The 23,755-nt window shown below is 64.9% G+C and carries 20 protein-coding genes; 9 read left to right on the top strand and 11 right to left on the bottom strand.

Annotated features, from left to right (window positions below; genetic code table 11):
- Positions 1-52: 52 nt before the first annotated feature.
- From fhuB to B0G83_RS26540, 4 genes are read right to left on the bottom strand one after another with little or no spacing between them, the layout of a single operon-like run.
- Complete coding sequence (gene fhuB, locus B0G83_RS26555; RefSeq protein WP_105510351.1) at positions 53-2,095, bottom strand: Fe(3+)-hydroxamate ABC transporter permease FhuB; 2,043 nt, start codon at positions 2,093-2,095, stop codon at positions 53-55.
- Complete coding sequence (locus B0G83_RS26550) at positions 2,092-3,264, bottom strand: ABC transporter substrate-binding protein (RefSeq protein WP_258168287.1); 1,173 nt, start codon at positions 3,262-3,264, stop codon at positions 2,092-2,094. The genes fhuB and B0G83_RS26550 overlap by 4 nt, the downstream gene beginning before the upstream one ends.
- A gap of 1 nt (position 3,265) precedes the next feature.
- Positions 3,266-4,162, bottom strand: coding sequence for an ABC transporter ATP-binding protein (locus B0G83_RS26545; protein WP_258168286.1), 897 nt, complete (start codon positions 4,160-4,162; stop codon positions 3,266-3,268).
- Between the two features lie 9 nt (positions 4,163-4,171).
- Positions 4,172-6,385, bottom strand: coding sequence for a TonB-dependent siderophore receptor (locus tag B0G83_RS26540; protein ID WP_105510349.1), 2,214 nt, complete (start codon positions 6,383-6,385; stop codon positions 4,172-4,174).
- A 242-nt stretch (positions 6,386-6,627) separates the two neighbouring features.
- Between B0G83_RS26540 and B0G83_RS26535 the strand changes: the two genes are divergently transcribed.
- The 4 genes from B0G83_RS26535 to pheA all read left to right on the top strand — a co-directional run bounded on the left by B0G83_RS26535 (position 6,628) and on the right by pheA (position 11,321).
- On the top strand, positions 6,628-7,443 hold the full coding sequence (locus B0G83_RS26535) for a helix-turn-helix domain-containing protein (protein WP_258168285.1): 816 nt from the start codon (positions 6,628-6,630) through the stop codon (positions 7,441-7,443).
- Between the two features lie 598 nt (positions 7,444-8,041).
- Positions 8,042-9,199, top strand: a complete 1,158-nt coding sequence (locus B0G83_RS26530) for an acyl-CoA dehydrogenase family protein (protein ID WP_105510348.1) — start codon at positions 8,042-8,044, stop codon at positions 9,197-9,199.
- Positions 9,200-9,252: 53 nt separating this feature from the next.
- On the top strand, positions 9,253-10,368 hold the full coding sequence (locus B0G83_RS26525; protein WP_105510347.1) for a 3-deoxy-7-phosphoheptulonate synthase: 1,116 nt from the start codon (positions 9,253-9,255) through the stop codon (positions 10,366-10,368).
- Positions 10,365-11,321, top strand: coding sequence for a prephenate dehydratase (gene pheA, locus B0G83_RS26520; RefSeq protein WP_105510346.1), 957 nt, complete (start codon positions 10,365-10,367; stop codon positions 11,319-11,321). The genes B0G83_RS26525 and pheA overlap by 4 nt, the downstream gene beginning before the upstream one ends.
- Positions 11,322-11,468: 147 nt before the next feature.
- Here pheA and B0G83_RS26515 read toward each other — a convergent pair whose 3' ends face one another.
- From B0G83_RS26515 to B0G83_RS26505, 3 genes are all read right to left on the bottom strand, one after another.
- The gene (locus B0G83_RS26515; RefSeq protein ID WP_105510345.1) at positions 11,469-11,879 is read right to left on the bottom strand and encodes a thioesterase family protein; all 411 of its coding nucleotides are present in this window, start codon (positions 11,877-11,879) and stop codon (positions 11,469-11,471) included.
- 85 nt (positions 11,880-11,964) lie between these two features.
- Positions 11,965-13,368 (bottom strand): glutamate--cysteine ligase, encoded by a 1,404-nt coding sequence (locus tag B0G83_RS26510; RefSeq protein ID WP_105510344.1) that lies wholly within the window; start codon positions 13,366-13,368, stop codon positions 11,965-11,967.
- A gap of 189 nt (positions 13,369-13,557) precedes the next feature.
- Positions 13,558-14,439 carry a helix-turn-helix domain-containing protein gene (locus B0G83_RS26505; RefSeq protein ID WP_105510438.1) on the bottom strand — a complete coding sequence of 294 codons (882 nt, stop codon included), beginning with the start codon at positions 14,437-14,439 and terminating at the stop codon, positions 13,558-13,560.
- Between the two features lie 144 nt (positions 14,440-14,583).
- On the opposite strand from B0G83_RS26505, the gene B0G83_RS26500 reads away from it, so the two are divergent.
- The 5 genes from B0G83_RS26500 (at position 14,584) to B0G83_RS26480 (ending at position 20,424) form a co-directional block, all read left to right on the top strand.
- A complete protein-coding gene (locus B0G83_RS26500) occupies positions 14,584-16,143 on the top strand; it encodes an efflux transporter outer membrane subunit (RefSeq protein ID WP_258168282.1) in 1,560 nt (519 codons plus the stop codon).
- A complete protein-coding gene (locus tag B0G83_RS26495) occupies positions 16,140-17,510 on the top strand; it encodes an efflux RND transporter periplasmic adaptor subunit (protein WP_105510342.1) in 1,371 nt (456 codons plus the stop codon). Before B0G83_RS26500 ends, B0G83_RS26495 begins: the two co-directional genes overlap by 4 nt.
- Positions 17,507-19,063, top strand: a complete 1,557-nt coding sequence (locus B0G83_RS26490) for a DHA2 family efflux MFS transporter permease subunit (RefSeq protein WP_105510341.1) — start codon at positions 17,507-17,509, stop codon at positions 19,061-19,063. The genes B0G83_RS26495 and B0G83_RS26490 overlap by 4 nt, the downstream gene beginning before the upstream one ends.
- A gap of 109 nt (positions 19,064-19,172) precedes the next feature.
- Positions 19,173-19,586, top strand: coding sequence for a hypothetical protein (locus tag B0G83_RS26485; protein WP_105510340.1), 414 nt, complete (start codon positions 19,173-19,175; stop codon positions 19,584-19,586).
- A 91-nt stretch (positions 19,587-19,677) separates the two neighbouring features.
- The gene (locus tag B0G83_RS26480) at positions 19,678-20,424 is read left to right on the top strand and encodes an autoinducer binding domain-containing protein (protein WP_105510339.1); all 747 of its coding nucleotides are present in this window, start codon (positions 19,678-19,680) and stop codon (positions 20,422-20,424) included.
- Here the strand turns inward: B0G83_RS26480 and B0G83_RS26475 are convergent.
- The 4 genes from B0G83_RS26475 to B0G83_RS26460 are packed head-to-tail and all read right to left on the bottom strand — an operon-like array spanning position 20,338 to position 23,754.
- Entirely contained in the window at positions 20,338-21,177 is an 840-nt protein-coding gene (locus B0G83_RS26475; RefSeq protein WP_105510338.1) for a glutamine amidotransferase, read from the bottom strand. The genes B0G83_RS26480 and B0G83_RS26475 overlap by 87 nt on opposite strands.
- A gap of 23 nt (positions 21,178-21,200) precedes the next feature.
- The gene (locus tag B0G83_RS26470) at positions 21,201-21,845 is read right to left on the bottom strand and encodes a glutathione S-transferase family protein (RefSeq protein ID WP_105510337.1); all 645 of its coding nucleotides are present in this window, start codon (positions 21,843-21,845) and stop codon (positions 21,201-21,203) included.
- Positions 21,839-23,080, bottom strand: coding sequence for a cystathionine beta-lyase (metC, locus tag B0G83_RS26465; RefSeq protein WP_105510437.1), 1,242 nt, complete (start codon positions 23,078-23,080; stop codon positions 21,839-21,841). The genes B0G83_RS26470 and metC overlap by 7 nt, the downstream gene beginning before the upstream one ends.
- Complete coding sequence (locus B0G83_RS26460) at positions 23,077-23,754, bottom strand: pyridoxal 5'-phosphate synthase (protein WP_105510336.1); 678 nt, start codon at positions 23,752-23,754, stop codon at positions 23,077-23,079. The genes metC and B0G83_RS26460 overlap by 4 nt, the downstream gene beginning before the upstream one ends.
- Position 23,755 lies beyond the last annotated feature (1 nt).

The following is a 23,755-nucleotide window of genomic DNA, read 5'->3' as shown; positions in this document are numbered from 1 at the left end:
ACGGCAAACGGCAAACGGCAAACGGCAAACGGCAAACGGCAAACGGCAAACGCTAGCGGCGTCGGCCGAGCAGCCACATCAGATAGGGCGCGCCGATCAGCGTCGCGACGAGCCCGGCCGGCAGCTCGCGCGGCATCAGCAGCGCACGGCCGAGCCAGTCGGCCACGACGATCGTCAGCGCGCCGATCGGCGCGGCCAGCAACACCTGCTGCAGCGGCCGGCGCGCGCCGAGCAGGCGGGCAAAATGCGGAGCGGTCAAGCCGACGAACGACAGCGGCCCGACGATCAGCGTGGCCGCCGCCGTCAACAGCGCGATCAATACCAGCAGCGCGAAGCGTGCGCCGCGCGTGGCGACGCCGAGCGCGCGCGCCGAGGTTTCGCCGAGCGGCAGAATCTGCAGCCAGCGGTTGCACAGCGGCGTCAACGCGCACAGCACGACGCACAGTGCCAGCGCGAGCGAGGCATCGGCCGGCGCGATCGTGTAGGTCGAGCCGGCAAGCCATTGCAGCAGCGCCGTCGCGCGTTCGCCGCCGCTCGAGATCGCCACCGCGACCACGGCCTGAAACAGCGCGCCGATCGTAATGCCGGCTAGCAACACGCGATCCGGCGCGAAGCGCGAACGCTGCGAGAACCAGAGAATTGCCAGCAGCGCGACGAGCGCGCCGGCCGAGGTCGTGACGATCCGCGCGATGTGTCCCACGTCGCCGCAGACCACGACCAGCGCGACCAGGCCGAGCGCCGCGCCGGCGCTCACGCCGAGCACTTCGGGGCTGGCGAGTGGATTGCCGGTCAGGCGTTGCATCAACGTGCCCGCCACCGCGAGCATCGCGCCGGCGGCCAGCGCCGCGAATGCGCGTGGCGCGCGCCAGATGAGCACGCGTGACAACTCGTCGAGGCTGCTGAGATGCCAGCCGTGCGAGCCCTGAAGACCCTGAGCGGGACCGTGGCCGAGAAACAGCGCCAGCGCCAACGCAGCAAGCGTCAGCAGCGCGATGCCGAGCACGCGCCGCCGCAGCGCCGCCGGACTCACCAGACGGTCGCGGCCAGCCTCGTCGCCGCTGGCGGGAAGCCGCGACGCGCGCTGCATCCGCGCGAGCAGCATCAGCATCAGCGGCGCGCCGAACAGCGCGGTGGCCGCGCCGGTCGGCAGCAGATCGCCCATCGCGCCGGACAACTGCTGCACTGCCTGATCCGCGAGCCACAGAATCAGCACGCCGCATAGCGGCGCGAGCACCAGCCGCTGCGACAGACGCCGCGCGCCCAGCAACTGCGCGAGCGCGGGAGCGGCCAGGCCGACGAAACCGATCACGCCGACCGCGCTGACGACCGCCGCGCTCAGCACCACGGCGAGCGCGAGCGCCGCGAGCCGCGTACGGCGCAGCGACAGGCCTAGGCTGCGGGCGTTGGCGTCGTCGAGGCCGAACAGCGTCATCGGTCGCAGCAGCAGATACGCGAGTACGCCGCCGATCACGAGCCGCGTGGCGAGCATCGTCACGTTGCTCCAGTCCTGTTGCACCAGCGAGCCGCCGCCCCAGATGAAGAGGCTGCGCAGATACGGCGCGTAGAACAGTTGCAGCGCGACGCCGATCGAGCCGCAATAGAGCGTGACGACGAGCCCCGCGACAGCGACCGTGACCGGCGCGAGCCCGCTGCGCCAGGACAGGCCGAACACGATCGCGGCGGCGCCGAGCGCGCCGCCTAACGCGATCCACTGGCTCGCGCCGCCGAGCAGCGCGGGCGCCCAGAGCGTCGCGATGGTCAACGCGAGTTGCGCGCCTGCCGAGACGCCGAGCGTCATCGGTTCGGCGAGCGGGTTGCGCAGCACCTGCTGGAAGATCGTGCCGGCGAGGCCGAGCAGCGCGCCTGCGAGCCAACTGACGACGAGTCTCGGCAGCCAGCTGTCATGCGCGATGATCTGCTGGATGTCGTGCGGATCGGGCGAGATCACAGCGCGCCACCAGAGCGACGGCGGCAGCACCGCGGTAAGACTGGCGATGCTGAGCGCGACGGCCGCGGCGAGCGCGAGCGCGATTAGCAGAATGGGCCGCCATGAGCGGAGCGCGAAGTGCGGCAAGTGGGCGCGGGCGATGTTCATGTGTGCGTCCGTGGGAGCTGGCGGCCGAGCGCGCCGCTTGTTGACGCGACCGTTGCGCTGCCATGCTTGAGCGCCGCAGTCGATCTGGCGTCATGCGTATCCGCAACGCTGTCTGACGAGGCCGCTGCGTTGCCACGGATCAACTCAGCGGTGGCTGCAACGGTTGCTGCGTCGTGCGTCAGCGCCGCCGTCAACGCCTCGGCGAAGCGCACCGCCGACGGCAGCATGCCGAAGCCCCAGAACGGCGGCAACGCGGCCACCCGTCCCGCCGCAACCGCCGGCAACGCGTGCCACAGACGATTCGTGCCCAACGTACGCGCGACGCCCGGCGGCAACGGGTCGAAATACAGCACGTCGGCGGAAGGCGCGGCGGCGAGTTTTTCGAGGCCGGCCACGCCGATGCCCCAATAATCGGTTGGACCTTGCCATGCGTTGGCGACATCGAGCGCGTCCATCACGTCCTGAAACAGACTGTGCGCGCCATACACGCCGATGTGCCGGCCATCGAAAAAACGGATCAGATAGAGCGGCCTTGCACGCGCGGCGGTCGACTGACGCGCGCGATAGGCGGCGATCCGCGCGCGGCAACTCGCGAGCGCACGTTGCGTCGCGTCGACCAGCCTCTGACCGGCGGCCGCGCGACCGCACAACCGGGCCAATTCCAACGTGATCGCCTGCGAATGACGATAGGGCGCGCCGGCCTCGGTATAAACCGCGAACGCGCGCACCGGCGCGATACGTTCGAGCATCGCGCGTTGCGACTCCTGGCTCGAATTGATCAGGATCAGATCGGGCGTGAGCTGCTGTAGCAGTTCGAGGCTCGGCGCGAGTCGCAAGCCGACGTCCGTGACCTGCGCGGGCACGCGCGGCGTCACCACGCTGTCGTTGTAAGCGGCAGTCTCGGCCACGCCGACCGGCAAGACGCCGAGTGCCAGCAGCGTTTCGACGAGTCCCCAATCCAGCACCACGAGACGCGGCGTTTTGACGGACACCGCGGCGTTCACCGCGCCCTGTGCGGCAGCGGCGGCCTGCGCATCCGGCAACGATGCCGGCGGCGTGCGCGTGGCTCCGGTGCCGTTCGCTGCGGCGTGCCGCGCGGCATCGGCTATCCCTGCACCGAGCAATGGCCCCAGCGCCGATACGTAACGGAGAAAATCGCGTCGCCGCATCTCAGCGCGCCACACCGAGCCGGCTGCCGCTCTGCGGATGCTCGACGATGTCCATCGGAATCCCATAGATCGCTTCGAGCACGTCGCTTTGCATCACCTGCGCGGGCGTACCCCGCGTCAAAAACCGGCCGCTGTACAGCGCGATCAGTTCGTCGCAGAAACGCGTGGCGAGGTTGATGTCGTGCAACACGATCACCACGGTCAGCGCGTGGCTGTCGGTCAGACGTCGCAGCAGACGCAGCACGTCGATCTGATGCGCGATGTCGAGCGCCGAGGTCGGTTCGTCGAGCAACAGGCACGACGCGCCTTGCGCGACCAGCATCGCGAGCCAGACACGCTGCCGTTCGCCGCCCGACAAGTGGTCGACTGCTTGCGCTTCGAAACGCTGCGTGTCGGTGAGACGCAGCGCGTCGTCGATTTTTGCGTGATCCGCCGCGCGCAGCCGCCCGAGCGGGCCGTGCCACGGATAGCGGCCGAGCGCGACCAGCTCGCGCACGGTCATGCCGGTACCGGTCGGCGGATGTTGCGGCAGATACGCCACTTGCCGCGCGAAGTCGCGCGCGGACCACGCCGCGAGATCGGCGCCATTGAATCGCACCGTGCCGCGCGACGGCGGTTGCTGATGCGCGAGCAACTTGAGCAATGTGCTCTTGCCCGAACCGTTGTGACCGATCAGCGCGATCATGCGGTTCGCCTGCAGCGACAGGGTGAGCGGTTGCAACAGGACCCGGCCGTCGGCTTCGAATGTGACGCCGTCAAGCTGGTATAGCGGCGTGGCCGTGGCATTGGCCGAAGCCGAAGCATTAGCCGAGGCGGCGGCATTCGCGGCAACCGCAGCCGCGCCGCCCACCTCGCGCTCCACGTTCGGCACCTGGGTCATGTCGTTCAACTCACTCATCCTCGTTGCTTACCAGCGGTAGCGGGCAGTCGCCAGCACTTCGACGCCGTCGCCGTAATTACAGGTGCCGGCGCTCTGACACGACGCCACGTAGACGCGGTTGAACAGGTTCTTGCCGTTCAGCGAGAACAGCCAGTGCGTGCCGGTGTCGTAGTGGACCGCCGCGTCGACCAGCGTGCGCGAGCCGACGTGGATCGTGTTGGTCTGGTCGTAAGTCGCGCCGATGTAGCGCACGCCGCCGCCGAAGCCGAGACCGCGGAACGTGCCCGCATGCAACGTGTAGTCGAGCCATGCCGACGCCACGTGACGCGGCACGCCGTACGCCTGCAGACCTTGCAGCGGCACGCTCGCGCCGTTGAGCGTCGTGCCGGTCAGATTGGTCTGCGTCGTGACGTCGTTCAGATACGTGTACGACGCGACGACGTCGAGATTGTCGCTGAGGCTCGCATGGCCTTCGAGTTCGAGCCCGCGTGCGCGCACCTGGCCGAGCTGCACGCTGTAGCCGGGATGGTCGGCGTCGCCGCTCGCCACGTTGCGCTCGGTCAGGTCGAACAGCGCGGCGGTCACGAAGCTGTTGTAGCCGGGCGGCTGATACTTCACGCCGATTTCGAACTGTTCGGCGGTGGTCGGCTTCAACTGGGCGCCGCCGTAAGTCGCGCCGAGTTGCGGATCGAACGACTTCGCGTAGCTCGCGTACGGCGCGATGCCGCTGTCGAACAGATACACCACACCGGTGCGCCACGTGAACGCGCGCTCAGACTGCGCGAGCGCATAGTTCTGGATCGGATTGGTGTCGTCCGCGCTGGCCCAGTCCTCACGCACGCCCATCAGGAAGCGCCATTTGCCGTACGCGATCTGGTCCTGCGCGTAGGCGCCGAACTGCTTCATCCGGATCATGTCGTGCGACGTTTCGGTCGTGCCCGCGATCGGCAGATAGACCGGGTTGAACAGATTCAGACTCGGCTGGATGAAGTTGGTCCCGACCGCCTGGTCGAACAGCACGCGCTGGAAATCGAAACCGAACAGCACCGTGTGCGCTAGCGGGCCGGTCGAGAATTTCGCCTGCGCCTGGTTGTCGACGGTGAAGAATTTGGCCGATTCGTCGTTGGTGAACGAGTAGCGGTTGATATTGGTCGTCGAGCCCGCCGCATAGCCGTTCGGGTAGGGGAACACGTTCGCCAGGTTGTCGTTGACGACCGTGTAGCGCAGGTTCTGCCGCACTGTCCACGTCGGATTGAAACGATGCTCGAAGTCGTAGCCGATCGAATACTGGGTGCGCGCGTGGCTGTCGAAATTCGGATCGCCGACGTTCAGATGACTCGAAATCCGGCCGTTCGGGCTGTCCAGAACGCTGCCGATTGCGGGCACATTGTTGTAGTAACCGACATCGGGATCGCGCTGGTATTTGGCGAGCACCGTCAGCGTGGTGTTCTCGTCCGGTTTCCAGGTAATGGCCGGCGCGATGAAGATGCGCTTCTGTTTGCTGTCGTTCACCTGGGTGTCGGTATCGAGGCCGAGGCCGGTCAGCCGGTACGACAGTTTGCCGTCCTCGGTCAGTGCGCCGCCCAGATCGAAGCCGAATTCTGCCCGGTTGTGGCTGCCGGTCGTTACGAAGACCTCGTGGACCGGCGTGGTGGTCGGCTGCTTGCTGACCAGATTCGCCACGCCGCCGGGATTCGCCTGCCCGTACAGCACGGAAGACGGGCCATGCAGCACGTCGATCCGTTCGAGGCCGTAGGTGTCGAAGTTCGGGATCGCGTAGCCGTAACTGGTATCGCTCGGCAAGCGCGTGCCGTCGAGAAACTGTTCGAGCACGAAGCCGCGGCTATACAGATAGGGCGCGCCGGCCGTCGAATCGCCGCGAATCTCGGGCAGCACGCTGGCGGTATAGCGCAGCGCTTCCGCCACGCTGGTGGCGGCTTGCGCGGTCATCTGGTCGCGCGTCACCACCGACACCGATTGCGGCGTTTCGATCAGCGGTGTGTCGGTTTTGGTGGCCGTGACGGCGGTGACGGCCACATAGCCGTCCGCCGATCCGACCCGCGCGTTGTCGCGATTGCCGCTTACCTTGACGGTCGGCAGGTTGGACGGACTCGACGGACTGGCCGCCGCGTTGCTTGCATCGTCCGATGCGGTTTGTGCGTAGGCCGCCGTCGTTCCACTCAGCAGACAGAACAGCAGCGCATTGCTCAGCGCGGTCGATGTGCGTACCCCGGTACTCATGTGATTCCCCAAAACAGAGCGTTAATGATAGTGAGAATGATTCGTAATAAATAACAAACTGACGATTTTTCTAGCTCTTGCCGGCTATGGAAACCGCGTCAAAACGAGTGGGGGTGCAACGGGCTGGATGGCCGGCAGCGCGGCCTGGCGCCACTATAATCTGATAGCCTGTCGTCAGTCAGGACAACTTCGGCATAAAAATGGACAAAATTGGCTGTTTCGATGCAGCAGGCGGTGCCTAGGTGACTGATCCGGCCAAGAGCAAACCCAAACTGCAAACTTTCGGCGACGCTTTCGCCGCCAGAAAGGTGATCGCGCAGGCGATCGACTACGCCGGCGGCACGCACGAAATCGCCCACGTCCACCATCGCGCGCAGCTGGTCTATGCGACGAGCGGCATCGTGCGGGCGATCACGCCGCTCGGCCTGTGGATGCTGACGCCCGGCAACGCGTTGCTGATCGGCTCGCAGATCGAGCACGAGTTGCATATGGTCGGCCAGGTGTCGATGCGCACGCTGTATATCGAACCGGCGTCGCTCGCGCCGCAGAAGCAGGAGTGCCGGGTGATTCCAGTCGGCGAACTGTTGCGCGCCACGATTCTCGGCCTGTTCGACGCCGGCGCCGACGAAGCCGGTGAAAGCCGCGCGGCGCTGATCGTGCCGCTGATCCTGCGTCTGCTGCAGGACTCCGAAGACGGCGCGCCGGCCGCGCGTCTGCCGTTGCCGGCTAATGCGCGGCTGCGCAACATCTGCGAGAGCCTGATCGCGCAACCGGCCAGCAGCGATACGCTGGAACGATGGGCCGAACGGGTCGGCGCCAGTTCGCGCACGATCGCGCGGCTGTTTCGTCAGGAAACCGGCATGAGCTTCGGCCAGTGGCGCGAGCAATTGCGGCTCGCCGAGGCCATGTCGCGGCTGTCGATTGGGCATGCGGCGAGCCAGGTCGCGCAAGACCTCGGTTATGCCGACGCACGCACTTTTACCGTGATGTTCAAGCGTGCGTTCGGCAGTACGCCGCAGCAGTTTCGCCAACAGTTTCCCGACTCGCCGGCGGATTGAAAATATCGCGTATTGCCGCCGCGCAGGCGCGCGCTGAAACGGAATACTGAACGCCGATAAATGTCGCCGGGTATCTTGGAAATATAAGGCGAGTCTACGTCCGTGTTGTTTTACTCGCTTCGCTTCGTTTCCCGAGAATAAATCGGTGCGCCTTATATCATTCGTGATACCAGCTCGACCCCTATCAGAAATCTCAGGCGTACAGCGAGATGATCCTCGAGTAGACTAGCCAGCGAATCAACAAGCAGCACTATCAATGGGAATAAAGCTCGCCATAAAATAAGGGTGACCTGTCCCGTGCACTATAGCTGTGTGTGAATATCCGATTGTCCATTAATACAGTCCGAGCCGGTTGCGGCGCTCGCGGTTAATTTGACGTGCGCGAATCGCCGGGGTATTGAATTCGAAAAATCTGCGAAATGCATAGTCTCGCGATTATTTTGACTGATAGAGAAACTGTGAAATCCGGATCAAAGCGGCGATTTATCCGGCGCGCGGTAACCACTCGACTATCACCGGCCTGGTATCAGAGCGCATAGTTTCCGATGCGGACTCCGCCATGCCGTCCATTTAAATCCGATCGACGGAGCGGCGCACGATGTTTCACGACTGGACCCCCGAACAACTGACACTGCGCGAGCGTTTCGCCGCGGTGGGCGAGCAGCTTGCTAAGGCGCGCAACCAGCAACCGGAAGGTTTCGATTACCCCGGGTGGACCCGCCTGCGCGACGAGCAGCTCTGGCACCTCGTGGTGCCCAGGGACTACGGCGGCCATGGCGAAGACTGGTGGGGCTTCACCGCCGCGCTCGACGGCCTGTCGTCGACGATCCGCACGCCGGAACTGCTGTTGTCCGTCATCGCGCAGGCCGGCATGGTGCGCGCGATGGTGCGGCACGGCAGCCCGTTGCAGAAGGAACGTTATCTCGCCGCCATCATGCGCGGCAAGGTCAGCGCGACCGGCATCGCCGAGCCCTCCACCGGCACCGACGTGCGCAGCATTGAAACCACGCTGTCGGAGACGCCGGACGGCTACCGCCTCAACGGCAGCAAATACAACATCGCGCATGCGCCGATCATGGACTTCATCCTCGTGGTGAGCCGTCTGGAGCGCCGCGAGTCCAGCAACATCGCGCTGGTGCTGCTCGATCGCGATACGCCGGGCCTCGTGATCGGCGCGCAGGACGACAAGCTCGGCAATCGCAATCTGCCCACCGGCGAATTGCGGTTCGACGACATTGCTGTCGAGCCGTCGCAGATACTCGGTCAGGCGGGGCGTGGCCTCGGCCACCTGATCGACATCATCTCGCTGGGCCGTCTTTACTACGGGCTGGTGGCGGCGAACCTGCCGCTGCCGTTCGTCGACGAAGCGATGCACTACGCGGCGCAGCGCACCAGCTTCAAAAGCACGATCGACTCGCATCAATATATCCAGAAGCGTTTAGTCGATATGAAGATCGGCATGGAGCGCAGCCGCTGGGCCGCGTACGGTGCGCTCGGCCGTTTGCTGAACTCGCATCCCGAGGCGTTGCTGGCGTGCTCGGTGGCCAAGCTGGTCGGCGCCAGCGATCTGATCGACAACGCCACGAGCCTCGTCAAGCTGTACGGCAGCATCGGCTATCACAACGGCGGCATCGCCACCTTGCTGAAGGACGCGATGGGCTTCGCCAGCGTCGGCGGCACCGAAGAGATGCATCGCAAGAATATTTTCAACCAGATGCAGCGGCTCGCCGGCAGCGCATCGTCCTCGCAAGGCTGAGCGGTTCGGCCGCGTGGTTTCTCTCGGGCGTGACACGCTCATGGGGTCTGTCTATGTTGACTTGGGATATCGGAAGGGGCATGAGCGCGACGACGCCGGTGATCGGGCCGGCGGAACTAAGGCAACACTTGCCGTGCGATGTCGACAGCCTGCACACCGTCATGCAAACGCGTCGCGCGATCTCCGAGGTCCTGCAAGGACTCAGCGGCAGATTGATCGTGATCGTCGGACCGTGTTCGATTCACGATCCGGTCGCCGCGCTCGAATACGCCGCGCGTTTATCGAAGCAACGGCACCTGTGGCAGGACGATCTCGAGATCGTGATGCGCGTGTACTTTGAAAAGCCGCGCACTACGATCGGCTGGAAGGGTTTGATCAACGACCCGCATCTGGACGGCAGCTTCGCGATCGACGCCGGCATCCGGCTCGCCCGTCAGTTGATGCTCGACATTACGCGGGCCGGCGTGCCGGTCGCGACCGAGTTTCTCGACGTGACCACGCCGCATTATCTGGCCGATCTGGTGAGCTGGGGCGCGATCGGCGCGCGCACCACGGAGTCGCAGATTCATCGCGAGCTGGCGTCGGGCCTGCCGTGTCCGATCGGGTTCAAGAACGGCACGGACGGCAACGTCAAGATCGCGATCGACGCGATTCACGCCGCCGGCCATCCCCATCATTTTCTGGGCGTGACGGAGAGCGGGCGGTTCGCGAAGGTCGCGACGAGCGGCAATCAGGATTGTCACCTCGTGCTGCGCGGCGGCAAACAACCCAATTACGACGCGCAGAGCGTCGCCGAAGCCTGCGCGTCGCTCGCGGCGGGCGGGCTGCCGGGGCGGGTCGTGATCGACGCGAGTCACGGCAACAGCTGCAAGCAGCACGACAAACAGCTGTGCGTGTGCGATGCGTTGTGCGAGCAGATCGCCGGCGGCGGCGAGCGGATTGCCGGCGTGATGATCGAATCGAATCTGTTGGCCGGCCGCCAGGACGTGCTGGCCGACGTGCCGCTCGCCTACGGGCAGAGCATTACCGACGCGTGCATCGGCTGGGACGCGACCGAAGCGTCGCTAAGCCGGCTCGCCGAAGCGGTTCGGCAGCGCCGTCAGCGGCACGCGGCGACACCGATGCGGGAAAGCTTGCCCTCGTTGCAGTCCTTGCAATCGGCGGCATGATGGCGACGTCTCACACGCCCATCGCGGCCATCACGCCCATCGCGCCGGGCCTTGCGGCGCCGCAGGCGGCTCAACGCGCCGTGCGCCTGCTCGAACTCGCGCCGGCCCGCGGCGCAATCGAGCGCAACGCGATCGCCTTTCTCGGCCCCTGCGGCACCTATACCGAAGACGCCATGCGTCTGTGCTTCGGCGAGACCCACGACGCGATGTCCTGCGCCAACGTCGACGCCGTATTCGACGCGGTCGCGCACGGTGGCGCCAGTCACGGCGTCGTGCCGGTCGAGAACTCGACCGAAGGCATCGTCGCGCGCACGCTGGATCTGCTGTTGAAGAACCGGCTGACCGTGAGCGGCGAAGTCGTGCTGCCGGTGCGGCATATGCTGATGACGGCGCATGGCGCGCTCGACGGCATTACCTGTGTGACGGCGCACGAGCAGGCGCTCGCGCAGTGCCGCCGCTGGCTCGATACGCATCTGCCGGACATCCCCAGACAGGCGGTGGCCAGCAATGCGCAGGCGGCGCAACTGGCTGCGCATTCGCCGGGGCACGCGGCGATCGGCAGTCAGCGGGCGGCGCATCACTACGGTTTGCGGATCGTCGCAGCGGCGATCCAGGACGAGCATTTCAACAGCACGCGTTTCTACGTGATCGGCCGCGACGAACCGCCGCCTACCGGCGACGATCGCACGCTGTTGTGTGTCGAACTCGAGAACAGCAGCGGAGCGCTGCAACGCGTGCTGGCGCCGCTGGCCGAGCATCGGATTCCGGTGACGCGGCTCGACGCGCGACCGCTGCGAGGCGAGTTGTGGGCGTACCGGTTTTTCGTCGAGTTGCCCAGGCATCGGCACGACGTGCAGATGGCCCACGCGCTCGCGCAGATGAAACGGCATGCGCGGACGCTGGTCTTGCTGGGTTCGTTTCCGGCGGCGCCGGGTGGTGGTGCCGTGATGTGACGACGGCTGCTTTTCAAAGCCGGTTGGGGATCACGTCCAGTTGTTTGCGGAGTGATTCAGAACTGGACTCCAAGTCTCCCAATGAAACGACCCGATCGCTACCGCGACCGGGTCGTTTCATTTTCAACGCGTTACGTCTCGCGCCTGTTACAACGAGCCCTGAAAACTCATCACCCGTTCCTTGAATGCATCCGGGACGAGCGCCGTCTTGTTAGTCGTGTAGTCGAACATCACATGCGTGGATGCGCCGCGCGCGATGATCTGCTTGTCTTCGCGTTCCATGACATGTTCGAGCTCGAAGCTCTTGCTGCCGAATTTGACGACGCTGGAGCGAACCGTCAGCTTGTCGCCGAACATGGCGGGCGCGAGATATTCGCACTGCGTCTTGACCATGATGTGCGGCAGTTTCTCCGTGCGCGGCATGTCCAGCAGATCGAACATGTAGCTCAGATACGAATGCTGCAGATAATCGTAATAGACCGGGCTGCTCACGTGGCCCATCGAATCGGTGTCGCGGTATTTAACGTCGATCGGTGTTTCGTAGTGTCGCTTTGACATGGTTGCCTCAACATGAGAAGTGATTGTCGTATCGGCTCGATCCTGGCGTCTCGCCGTCCTGCCTGATGCCTGGTTACTGCCGGTGCTACTGAACCGCAAGAAATTCCGCCGAGCGATCGTTCTGCAACAACTCGCCAAAAATACGCGTGACGTCGCCGTCCCACGCTTCGCGATAACGCGCGAGCCAGGACTCCGACTGATTCGGCGCGCCCGCGGCAATATCCTGGAGCGGGGCGAGATAGTGCGTTTCATCGTCGCCGGCGGCGTCATGGCGCGCCCGGGCGCGTAAGCCTTTGGCGGCAATTGCCACCACGTCGCCCGCGAGTTCGCGCAGCGTGCGGCCCTGCAAACGCGCGTCGAGACCGAGTCGCGGCACGTCGCGGCGCACCGCCAGCAGCTCCGCGCGACTGATGCCGGAGGTCAAGGTCTGCGCATCGGACAATGCGCCCGCGTCGTACAGCAACCCGACCCACAGCGCCGACTGCGCGACCATCATCGCGGGCGTGCCGGCATCGGCGCCGCGCATTTCGAGGAAGCGCTTCAGCCGTACCTCGGTAAAGGCCGTCGTCATGTGATCGGCGAAGTCGGCGAGCGTCGCCGTTGCGTCTTCGAGACCGGGAATGCGCCGGGCGAGAAAATCGCGGAACGTATGACCGGCCACGTCGATATAACGGTCGTTGCGCCGCACGAAATACATGGGCACGTCGTCGAGCAACCAGTTCACGTAGCGCTCGAAACCGAAGCTGCGCGACATGAACAACGCGGGAATGCCGCAGCGGTCGTGATCGGTATCGGTCCAGACGTCGGCGCGCGTCGACATCAGACCAGACGGCTGGCCCTCGCGAAACGGCGAGTTGGCGAAGAGCGCGGTGGCGAGCGGCTGCAGCGCAAGCGACACGCGCATCTTCGCCGCCATGTCCGCTTCCGACGCATAGTCGAGATTGACCTGCACGGTGCAGGTGCGCAGCATCATGTCGAGACCGCGCGTGCCGACCTGCGGCATATAACGGCGCATGATCGCGTAGCGGCGCTTCGGCATCCACGGCATCTCGTCGCGGCGCATCAGCGGATGAAAACCGAGCGGCGCCGCCTCGAACCCGAGTTGCTCGCCGATCGCTTTAACGGTGTCCAGATGCGCGTGCAATTCGGCCTGCGTGTCGTGTAGCGACGCTACCGGCGCGCCGGACAGTTCCAGTTGCCCCGCGGGTTCGAGCGAGATCGCCGCGCCGTCGTCATAGCGCACGCCGATCAGATGACCGTCGTCGAGAATGGGCGAACCTTGCCGGTCGAGCAGCCGTTGCAGCACCGCGCCGATGCCCGCGTTGCCGTGATACGGAAGCGGTTTGAGCGTATTGCGGTCGAACAGGAATTTCTCGTGTTCGGTGCCGATGCGAAACGCCGCGCGCTCTTTGCATCCCGCGGCGATGTAGTCGGCCAGTTGCTGCACGGAGACGATAGGCGTCTCGTCTGAATCCACGGCGTTGGACATGGTTAAGCTCTACATGAGTGGGGGCGAAACCGTCAGGTAGTCATCCTGATCAGTGTGTGGGACGCTTCGAGCAACGCGCGCACGTTATGACGCAACGGAATAACTATATCCAGTCCGCTGCTAAGCGACTACTGATAGCGTTGACAGGTTTTTCGCCTCACCGTGTAGGAAAACGGTGTCGGGCAGAGGCTACAAGGAGGGTTTGCGCTTCGCGAAATAGTGCGCGGGAGAATCGCCGAAGCAGCGGCGAAACATCGCGATGAAATTGCTAGGCGTCGCGTAGCCCAATGCATCGGCTACGTTGGCGACGCTGTCGCCTTGCGCCAGACGTTCGAGCGCGCGCGTCAAACAGGCCTGCTGACGCCACTGCGCGAAACTGCTGCCGGTCTCGGCGATAAACAGGCGGCTCAGCGTGCGTGCCGAGAGACCTGCCCAGGCGGCCCATTCGTCGAGCGTGCGGGTGTCGTCGGGCTGGCCGAGGATCGCGTTGGCGATGCGCACGAGTCGGCGGTCGGTGGGCATCGGCAGATGCAGCGGCTCATGGGGAGCACGGCGCATCTCGTCGAGCAGCACGAAGCTCATGCGTTCCTGTTCGGCATCGAGCCGGCATTGCGTGGCCCACGAGACCGCGCGCCTGACCAACGCCCGCATCAGTTCGCTGATGCTGATCACGCACGGCCGTTCCGGCAGGCTGGCGCTCGCCGCCGGCGTAATCACGACACTCCAGCCGCTCATTGCGCCGCTAATGCTGACTTTATGCGATTCGCCTGGTGGGATCCAACCGGCGCGATGCGGCGGCAATAGCCACGAACCATGCTGCGTGCGTACATGCGCCAGTCCACTCTCGACGCAAAACACCTGGCCGCGCAAATGATTATGCCAATCGACTTCGCGGGTGCCGAGTTGGTAGTCGCTATCGCCTTCATGTTCGCCCCATACGGCGATAAGCGGCGGCCCGTCGGCGCGTTCGCTCGGGTCGGAGGTGAGGGCGGTGGGCGCTGTCGGCGCTGCCGTTTTGCGTGTGGTTTCCGGTTCGCTAGGATCCGCGTTTTTATGCGCGGATTCGTGCATGAGGTGCTGCGCTTCGCTCTCAGTCGTCTTCCGATATGGCATGGCTGGAATTCATTATTTTTTGTCTAAACAACGTTATCAGCTTTTCTATTGAACGTCCAACAATGCGGGTCATGGCAAGTCGCCCGACAAATGGAGTATTCAATGCAAGGATGGGCTGATAGTCGACGCGTCACGTCAACGAAATCGACGGGATCGACAGGATCGACGTGGCACCGTCGCGATGCGCTGCGCATCGCGGCATGGATGATGGCGACGGCGTTGCTGATGACGTCGGCCGGTTGCGTCACCAGCAGCGGGCTCGCACCGGTCGGTAAGCTGAGCGAACCGTCGCAGTTGCAGGCGTCGCAGAGTCTCGCGGGCATCGACGCCCACCGCGCATGGCCGGCCACCGACTGGTGGGTCGCGTTGGGGAATCCGCAATTGACGGCGCTGATCGAAAGTGCGCTCGCCGGCAACCCCGACCTCGCCATCGCCGACGCACGGGCACGCGACGCGCAATCGCAGGTGAGCGAAGCCTACGCCGCACGCTTTCCGAATCTGACCGCGAACGGCAACTTCACCGCGCAGCGTCAATCGGGCACGGTGTACAGCGAGCAGGAGGGCGGCGGGTTCTTCTATCACACGCGCGGACTCAATCTCGGCTTCAACTGGGACATCGACCTGTGGGGCGGCAAGCGTGCCGCATGGGAAGCCGCCTTAGGGGAAGCGCGCGCGACCGAGATCGACGCGCAGGCCGCGCGCATTCAGTTGTCGGTGAACGTGGCGCGCGCCTACACGAATCTGAACTATGCGTATGCGCAACAGGAAGTCGCGCAGGCGGAGGCGGATCGCGCCAACGAGGCACGCGATCTGACGCTGCAGCGGGTACACAAGGGCATCGACAATCAGGCGCAACTCAAGCAGTCCGATAGCGAAGTCGCCACCGCCGTCCAGCAACAGGCCATGGCCGCCCAGGAAATCGCCAGCGCGGGGATCGCGCTCGCGATTCTGCTGGGGCAGGGGCCGGACGCGGGTCTGTCGATCCAGCGTCCCGCGGCGTTGCCGGTGCCCGCGCTCGCGGTGCCGGCCGACCTGCCGGCCAATCTGTTGGGCCGCCGCGCCGATCTGGTCGCGGCGCGCTGGCGGGTCGAGGCGGCAAGCCGCAACATCGCCAGCGCCCGGACGGAGTTCCTGCCCAACATCAGTCTGAGTGCCATGGCGGGGCTTGCCACGCGCGGCGGCGCGTCGCTGTTCCAGGCTGCCTCGCGCACCTACTCGGTGACGCCGGCCATCAGTCTGCCGATCTTCGACGGCGGCGCATTGCGCGGCAATCTGCAGCATCGCGACGCGCAATACGACGTGGCGGTCGCCCAATACAACAAGACACTGATCGGCGCGCTCAATCAGGTCGCCGACAACCTGCACAGCCTGCAATCGATGCAACTGCAAATCGACGCGCAACAGCACGCGTTCGACGCCGCCCACGACGCCTGGGCGCTCGCCGACCAGCGCTACCGCGCCGGCGTGGGCAGTTATCTGGAGGCGCTGGTGGTGCGTCAGCAGTTGCTGGTTGCCAGCAAACGGATGGCGCAATTGAGCGCCCAACACGTCGATCTGTCTCTGCAACTGGTCGAGGCGCTCGGCGGCGGTTTCATGCCGCAGCAACCCGACGCCGCGTTCGCAGCCGTCTCTCCTTCTCTCGACATTCAAGCTACGCCATGAGCAGCGAAAAAATTCTCGAACCCGTAGGTCAGGCCACCGCGCCTGCGAATCAAACCGCGCTGCGTCCGGGCGCCGCGCCCGAACCGGCGAAGCCGACGCCGGGTGGCGCTGCGCCGGGTCCCACGCCGGGCGGCTCGGGTGGCACGGGCGGCAGTCCGACGCCGCCGGCTTCCGGGCGTCGCAAGCTGCTGCTGCGCCTGCTGGTCGCTGTGTTCGCGATCGGCATCGGCGTGTGGCTCGTGTGGCACTTCCTGGTCGGTCAGTGGTACGAGGCGACGGATAACGCCTACGTGCAAGGCAATATCGTCGAGATCACGCCGCAGGTGCAGGGCACGGTGGTGTCGATCGGCGCCGACGACGGCGACCTCGTGCGCAGCGGCGACACGCTGGTGAAGCTCGACCCGAGCGATACCGAAGTCGAACTGGCCGGCGCGCAGGCCGCGCTGGCCGGTTCGGTGCGCAAGGTGCGCGGGCTGTACAGCAACGAACGCGGCTTGCACGACAGTCTCGAGGGCTCGCAGGCGGAAGTCGACGCGCGCCGCACATCGCTCGACAAAGCCCGTGCCGACTACGAACGCCGCCGCGATCTCGGCCGCTCGGGTGCGATTTCGGCGGAAGAGCTGGCGCATGCCCGTGACACGCTGGTGTCGGCGCAAAGCGCGTTTGTCGGCGCACAAAGCGCGCTGGCGAATCTGCAGCAGCAGTATCAGACCAGCAAGGCGCTGGTGGACGATACGGCCGTGGCGTCGCATCCGGATGTGCAAACGGCCGCCGCGCGCTTGCGCGCCGCCTATCTGGAAAACGCGCGCGCCACGCTGGTCACGCCGGTCACCGGCTACGTCGCGAAACGCACGGTGCAATTGAGTCAGCGCGTGCAGCCGGGCACCCCGTTAATGGCCGTGGTGCCGCTGCGGCAAGTCTGGGTGGACGCCAACTTCACCGAAAAGCAGGTCTCGGAGATGCGCATCGGTCAGCCGGTCGAACTGCGTTCGGATCTGTACGGCGGCAGCGTGCGCTATAGCGGCAAGGTGCAGGCGCTGGGCGTCGGCACCGGCAGCGCGTTCGCGTTGCTGCCCGCGCAAAATGCCACCGGCAACTGGATCAAGATCGTGCAGCGCCTGCCGGTGCGAATCGAGTTCACCGATCCGGAACAACTGGAAAAGCATCCGCTACGAATTGGCCTGTCGATGCACGCCAGCGTCGATCTGCACAATCGCGACGGCGCGATGCTGGCGCATCAGCCGCCCAGCGAACCCCTGTTCAGCAGCGATCTGTATCGACGCCAGTTACAGCTCGCGAATGCGCTGGTCGACCAGGTGATCCACGACAACCTGCCGGTCGCTCATGCCGCGGCGAGCGTGAAATGAGCGCACCCGCGGCTGTGGCCGGCAGCGATTTCCGGCCCCGCAGCGTGCCGCTGACCACGTTCGGTCTTGCGCTGGCCGTGTTCATGCAAGTGCTGGACGGCACCATCGCCAACGTGTCGCTGCCTACCATTGCCGGTAACCTCGGCGTGAGTACGAATCAGAGCGCGTGGGTGATCACCACGTTTTCGGTGAGCAACGCGATCGCGCTGCCGCTCACCGGTTTTCTGGTGCGCCGCTTCGGTCAGGTCAAGCTGTTCGTCTGGGCGACGCTGCTGTTCACGTTCGCTTCGCTGCTGTGTGGCCTCGCGCACAGCCTGCCGCAACTGGTGGCGTTCCGCGCCTTCCAGGGTCTCGTGGCCGGTCCGATGATTCCGACCACCCAGGCGCTGATGCTGTCGATCTATCCCCCGGCGCGGCGTGGCTTCGCGCTGTCGATGATCGCGATGGTGACCGTCGTCGCGCCGATCGCGGGGCCCTTGCTCGGCGGCTGGATCACCGAAAACTACTCGTGGGAATGGTCGTTCCTGATTAACGTGCCGATCGGTATCTTCGCGTGTTCGATGGTGTACGCGCAGATGCAGGGGCGGCCCGAGACCACCGCGAAGGCGAAAGTCGATTATGTCGGTCTCGCGGCGCTGATACTCGGCGTCGGCGCATTGCAGATCGTGCTGGACAAGGGTAACGACGAGGACTGGTTCAACTCGACCTTCATCGTGTGGATGTCGGTGGTGGCCGCGTTCGGCATTCTGCTGTTTCTGATCTGGGAGTTGACCGAGCCGAATCCGATCGTCAACCTGCGGCTCTTCAAGCATCGCAATTTCGCCGCCGGCACGTTGACGCTGGTGCTGGCGTATTCGGCGTTCTTTGCGGTCAACGTGATCGTGCCGCAATGGCTGCAACGCACGCTCGGCTATACGGCTTTTTGGGCCGGTGTCGCGGCCGCGCCGATGGGGATCATTCCGGTCCTGCTCACGCCGTTCATGGGCAAGTACGCGCCGCGCTTCAACATGCGCCTGCTGGTGTGCATGGCGTTCGGCATTCTGGGCTGCGCGTCGTTTCTACGGTCCCAGTTCTTTCTCGACGTGGACTTCGAGCACATCGCAATGATTCAGTTGCTGCAAGGCCTCGGGCTCGCGCTGTTCATCATGCCGATCAACAGCATTCTGCTGTCGGATCTGAAGCCCGACGAGATCGCCGCGGGCTCCGGCCTGTCGACTTTTCTGCGCACGCTCGGCGCGAGCTTCGCGGTGTCGATCACGTCGTTCCTGTGGGAGCGCCGCGCGGTGCAGCATCACGCGCAGATCACCGAGAGCATCAGCGTGTTCGACCCGGCGGTACGTCAACAGTTGCGCGTGCTGGGGCAGGGCAATTCGCAAACTGGCTATCAACTGCTCGACCGCATGATCGACTCGCAGGCCTATCAGATCTCGTTCAACGACGTCGCGTTCGCGTTGGGCTGGGTGTACATCGCGGTGATCGTGCTGGTCTGGCTGGCGAAACCGCCGTTCGGGCCGAGGCCAGCTGGCGGTGCGCCCGCCGGGGCGAAGCGTTGAGACAAAACAATGAAGCGATAAAGCAATGAGGCGCGGGTGCGCCGGGCGTCGAATGCCGGTGCACCCGCTCGATGAAGTTTTTTTTCAACCTGCATGAGGAACCTGAATCATGAATCTGAGCCATGAACCGATGACATCCGCCGTGTTCGATCTGTCGGAATTCCCGCTGGTGATCGCCCGCAACGACGCCATCGCGCCCGGTTACGCAGTGGCCTGGGAGCAGGACATGAATGCGCTGTTGAAAAGCGGCGAGCACTTCGTGCTGCTGTTCGTCTCGCCACGCCCCGAGGAAACGCACGAAGATCGCAAACAGCGTGGCCTGTGGCTCAAGGCGAATCGCGACGCGCTGTCGCAAGTGTGCAAGGCCTTGATTACGGTCGAACCCGACGAACGTGAGCGTGAAGAGTCGAAGGCCGGCGCGGCGGCGATCTCGAAAGCCTTCGGCATTCCGCTCGAAGCGGTCGCCACGCTCGACGATGCCAAGCAGATAGGTAGGCAACTGCTGTCGGAAACGGGAGACTAACGCCGCCGTTCCGATTGGCAACAGGGCTGCGAGATGCTCGGGACGGTTATATCAGTACACCAGAACGAACAGAAAAAACCGGAGTATACGAATGAACGGCCAGAATGATGTCTTGGATTTGCTCGTGCCGACCGACGAGTGCGCGTTACGCAACCGTATTCTCGACGCGACCGCGAAAATGGGCTTCGACAAGGTGGTGCTCGCGGTGCTGCCGTCGCAGGGCGTGTCTTTCAGCGCGGCCCATATGTGGAGCAACTGCGAGCCGGAATGGGAGCAGCGTTATCGCGAGCGCTCGTTCGATCAGATCGATCCGCTGCTCAAACATTGTTTCAGATCGCGTATGCCGCTGATCTGGGACCCGGATTTTTTCGTCGCGCCGGCGCAGCGCGAGTTTCATGACGAAGCGAGCGCGTTTGGCCTGAATCGTGGCGTCACGTTGCCGCTCTATGGATTGAAGGGCGAGGTGGGCATGCTGACGTGCGCGGTACACGACGAATACGCGCTCACCTATGAACATTGCCTGCGGCGCCTGCCGCGTTTGTCGTTGCTGCGCGACATCACGAGCGAGGCGATCGGCCAGTTCGGTTTCGATGCCAAACCCGGTGCGGTGCCGCGCCTGAGCCGGCGCGAAACCGAGTGTCTGCGCTGGCACGCGTTCGGCAAGACCTCATGGGAAATCGGTCACATTCTTAACGTGAGCGAGTCCTGCATCAACTTTCACTTCAACAATATCCGCCGCAAGTTCAACGTGTCACGTCGTCATGAGGCGGTGCTGAAGGCGATCGAATGCGGCCTGCTCAGCGTGACCGACATGACCGCCGGCCTCGCCGCCAGCTAGTAGCGTTTCAGTAGAACGTCCAGCGAGCCAGGTGTCCAGAAAACTGTTGAGCCACGCGACGCCGGCACGATCGTGCCGATGCGCTTCGCGAGTCTGGGTGGGAATATCCTGGGCGCCCGGCGCGGAGAGTTTGTGCGCGGCGGCGGCGGTCCAGCGCCGCATCATCTGATAGCTGACCTCCGGGTGAAACTGCACGCCGTACGCGGCGGGGCCGTAACGCACCGCCTGGTTTTCAAACGCGTCGCCGGCGGCCAGCCGTTCGAGCCCCGCGACACTGTCGAAGCCTTCGCGGTGCCACTGATACACGCGCTCCGGCCATTGGCACAACGCGCGCCCGAGCGGCGTCGGTTTGATCGGCCAGTAGCCGATTTCAGCGCGGCCGTCCCGATGCGTCGTCACGTTGCCGCCCAGATGACGAATCATCATCTGGGCGCCGAGGCAGATGCCGAGAAACGGCGCCTGCTCGCGCAGTGCCACACCGATCCAGTCGGTTTCGGTGCGAATCCACGCATCGTTGTCGTTGGCGCTCATCGGGCCGCCGAATATCATCGCGCCGGCGTGGTCACGCAGCGTGGTGGGCAACGGGTCGCCGAGCGGCGGGCGGCGAATGTCGAGTTCGTAGCCGCGTTGCAGCAGCAGACGGCCAACCCGTCCTGGGCTCGACTGCTCGCGATGCAGCACGATGAGAATCCGGCCTGGTGAAGTGCCGGAAGTGCCGGCCGCATGGCCCGGTGCGTCGTGTGAATTGAGCATGGTGGATAGGCGTTTTGAAGGGATCAGCCGGGACGGCCGCGTAAGGCTTCGAACGAGACCATCACGTGTTCGCGATAGGCGGGGCGTTGTTGCAGCCGGCGATACCACGCGTCGACATGCGGCAACGCCGGGCGTTCGAGGTCGAGCGAGAAATAGCGGAAAAGCGTCGCGCCGACCGGAATATCGCCCAACCCCAACGCGTCGCCGCTCAGAAACGGCCGCGTGGAAAGGAGCCGGTCGAGCATCTGGAAGTGCTGGGTGCAGCGCGCGTTCTTCTCGTGTACCAGCGGCCAGTTTCGCTCGGACTCGGGTGTGCGAACCATTGCCCAGAACAGCCCTGTCATCAGATCGGGTTCGAGCGTGGTTTGGCACCAGTCCATCCAGCGCTCGGCATGTGAGCGCGCGAACGGATCGGCGAGCCAGAACGGCGCCTGACGCGTCTGTGCGGCGAGCAACCGGAGGATCGTGTGCGATTCCCACGCGGTCTCGCCGTCGAGCTCGATCACTGGAATACGCCGGGTCGGATTCAGCGCTTCGAATTCGGCCGTTTCGCAGCCGCCGAATTCACCGCCAACCGACACGTGCCGATGAGCAAGTTCCAATTCACCGGCGAGCCACAGCACTTTCTGCACGTTGAACGAACTGCGTCTTCCCCAGATCGTCAGCATGTGGCGGCGTCCTCCCGCGCGGGGCAGGCGGCGCCGTAGCGTTGCAGGCCGGCGGCGAGATCGGCGATCAGATCGGCCGGCGCTTCGAGGCCGATATGCAGGCGCACGCCGATACTGCCGTCCGGCCAGCGCTGCGCGATGCGCTGCGATTGCAGGTCGAACGGCACCGCCAGACTTTCGAAACCGCCCCAGGAATAGCCGAGACCGAACAGTTCGAGACTGTCGAGGAACGCGGCGAGCGCTTCGTCGGGCGCGGCATGCAGGATCACCGAAAACAGCCCCGACGTGCCTTTGAAATCGCGTTTCCAGAGTGCGTGACCAGGACAATCGTCGAACGCGGGAAACAGGATGCCGAGCACTTCGGGTTGCTGCCTGAGCCAGCTCGCCACGACATACGCGTTCTCCTGATGCTGGCGCAAACGCAGCCCCAGCGTGCGCAGGCCGCGCAGCGCGAGATACAGGTCGTCCGGTCCGACGCACAGGCCGAGATCGCCGTGCAACTGCTTCAACGCAGGCCAGGCGGCGGCGTTGGCGGACACGGTGCCGAGCATCGCGTCGGAATGGCCGACGAGATATTTGGTGCCGGCCTGGATCGACAGATCGACGCCGTGATCGTGCGGCCGGAACAGCAGCGGCGTGGCCCAGCTGTTGTCGGCGATCACGCTCATGCCATGCGCGTGCGCTACGCGGGCAATCGCGCCGATGTCCTGGACTTCGAACGTGTACGAGCCCGGCGATTCCACGTAGACCGCGCGGGTGCGCGGCCGGATCAACGGTTCGAGCGCCGCGCCGAGCATCGGGTCGTAGTATGTGGTGTCGATGCCCATGCGCCGCAGCACGCCGTCGCAGGCATGTCGTACCGGTCCGTAGACGCTGTCCGTCATCAGCAGATGATCGCCGGGCTTGAGACACGACATCAGTGCGAGCGTGCAGGCGGACAGCCCCGAAGGACACAGCACCGCGCCGGCGCCGCCCTCGAGCTCGATCAGTGCGTGTTCGAGCGCGTCGGAGGTCGGGGTGCCGCGCCGGCCGTAAATATACGGCTGGGTCCGGTGCAACAGGTCGTGCGTGGTCGGGCTCAATACGGTCGAGCCGTGATAGACCGGCGGATTGACGAAGCCGTGATACGCGCCGGGGTCGCGTCCCGCGAGCGTGAGCCGGGTCGCGTCGGCGAACCGGTCCAGTAGCGGCGTGTACGGCGACGCGGGCGGCGCGTCCGGGGTAGCGTGACTCATGGCCATAGCAGGCTGCGCTCCCACGAAACGTCCGCGCCGGTTTCCGCGCCGGTGCCCACGCGCACATACCGCAAGCGCGTGAAACGGCGCTCGGCGTCCGACTGCCAGAATTCCACCTGATGCGGCGTCAACGCGTACATGCCCCAGTGCGGCGACATCAGTTCCGGCTGCGCCGTGACGCGTGCGAGTTGCTCGTGCAGCGCATGCCGCAGATCGTCCTGGCTGTTCAGCACTTCGCTCTGCCGGCCGATCAAAATGCTGGCGCGCGAGCGCTCCGGACGCCCCATGAAATCCGCGCGGCACGCTTCATCGGACAGACGCCGCACCTTGCCGCGCAAGCGTATCTGTTGAGCCGTGGCGGGCCAGTAAAACGTCATGGCGGCCTCCGGCCGTTGCGTCAGCTGGCGGCCTTTGGGACTCGTGGCGTTGGCCGCGAAATGCCAGCCTTTCGTGTCCATGTTCAGCAGCACGACGGAGCGGGCGTCGGGTGAGCCGTCCGCATCGACCGTGGAGAGCGTCATGACTTGGGGTTCGCTGACTCCGGCTTCCACCGCGGCATCGAACCACTGCTCGAACAGCGCGTGCGGCGTGGCCGGCACGGTGTCCGTATCGAAGGTCTGGTGAGCGCCCGCGAGGGTCTTGAGCGACTTCAGGCGGCTTTCAAAGGCGTTCATA

Source organism: Paraburkholderia sp. BL21I4N1, from assembly GCF_002973525.1.
Classification (GTDB): Bacteria; Pseudomonadota; Gammaproteobacteria; order Burkholderiales; family Burkholderiaceae; genus Paraburkholderia.
This window is presented reverse-complemented; position numbering and strand designations above follow the sequence as displayed.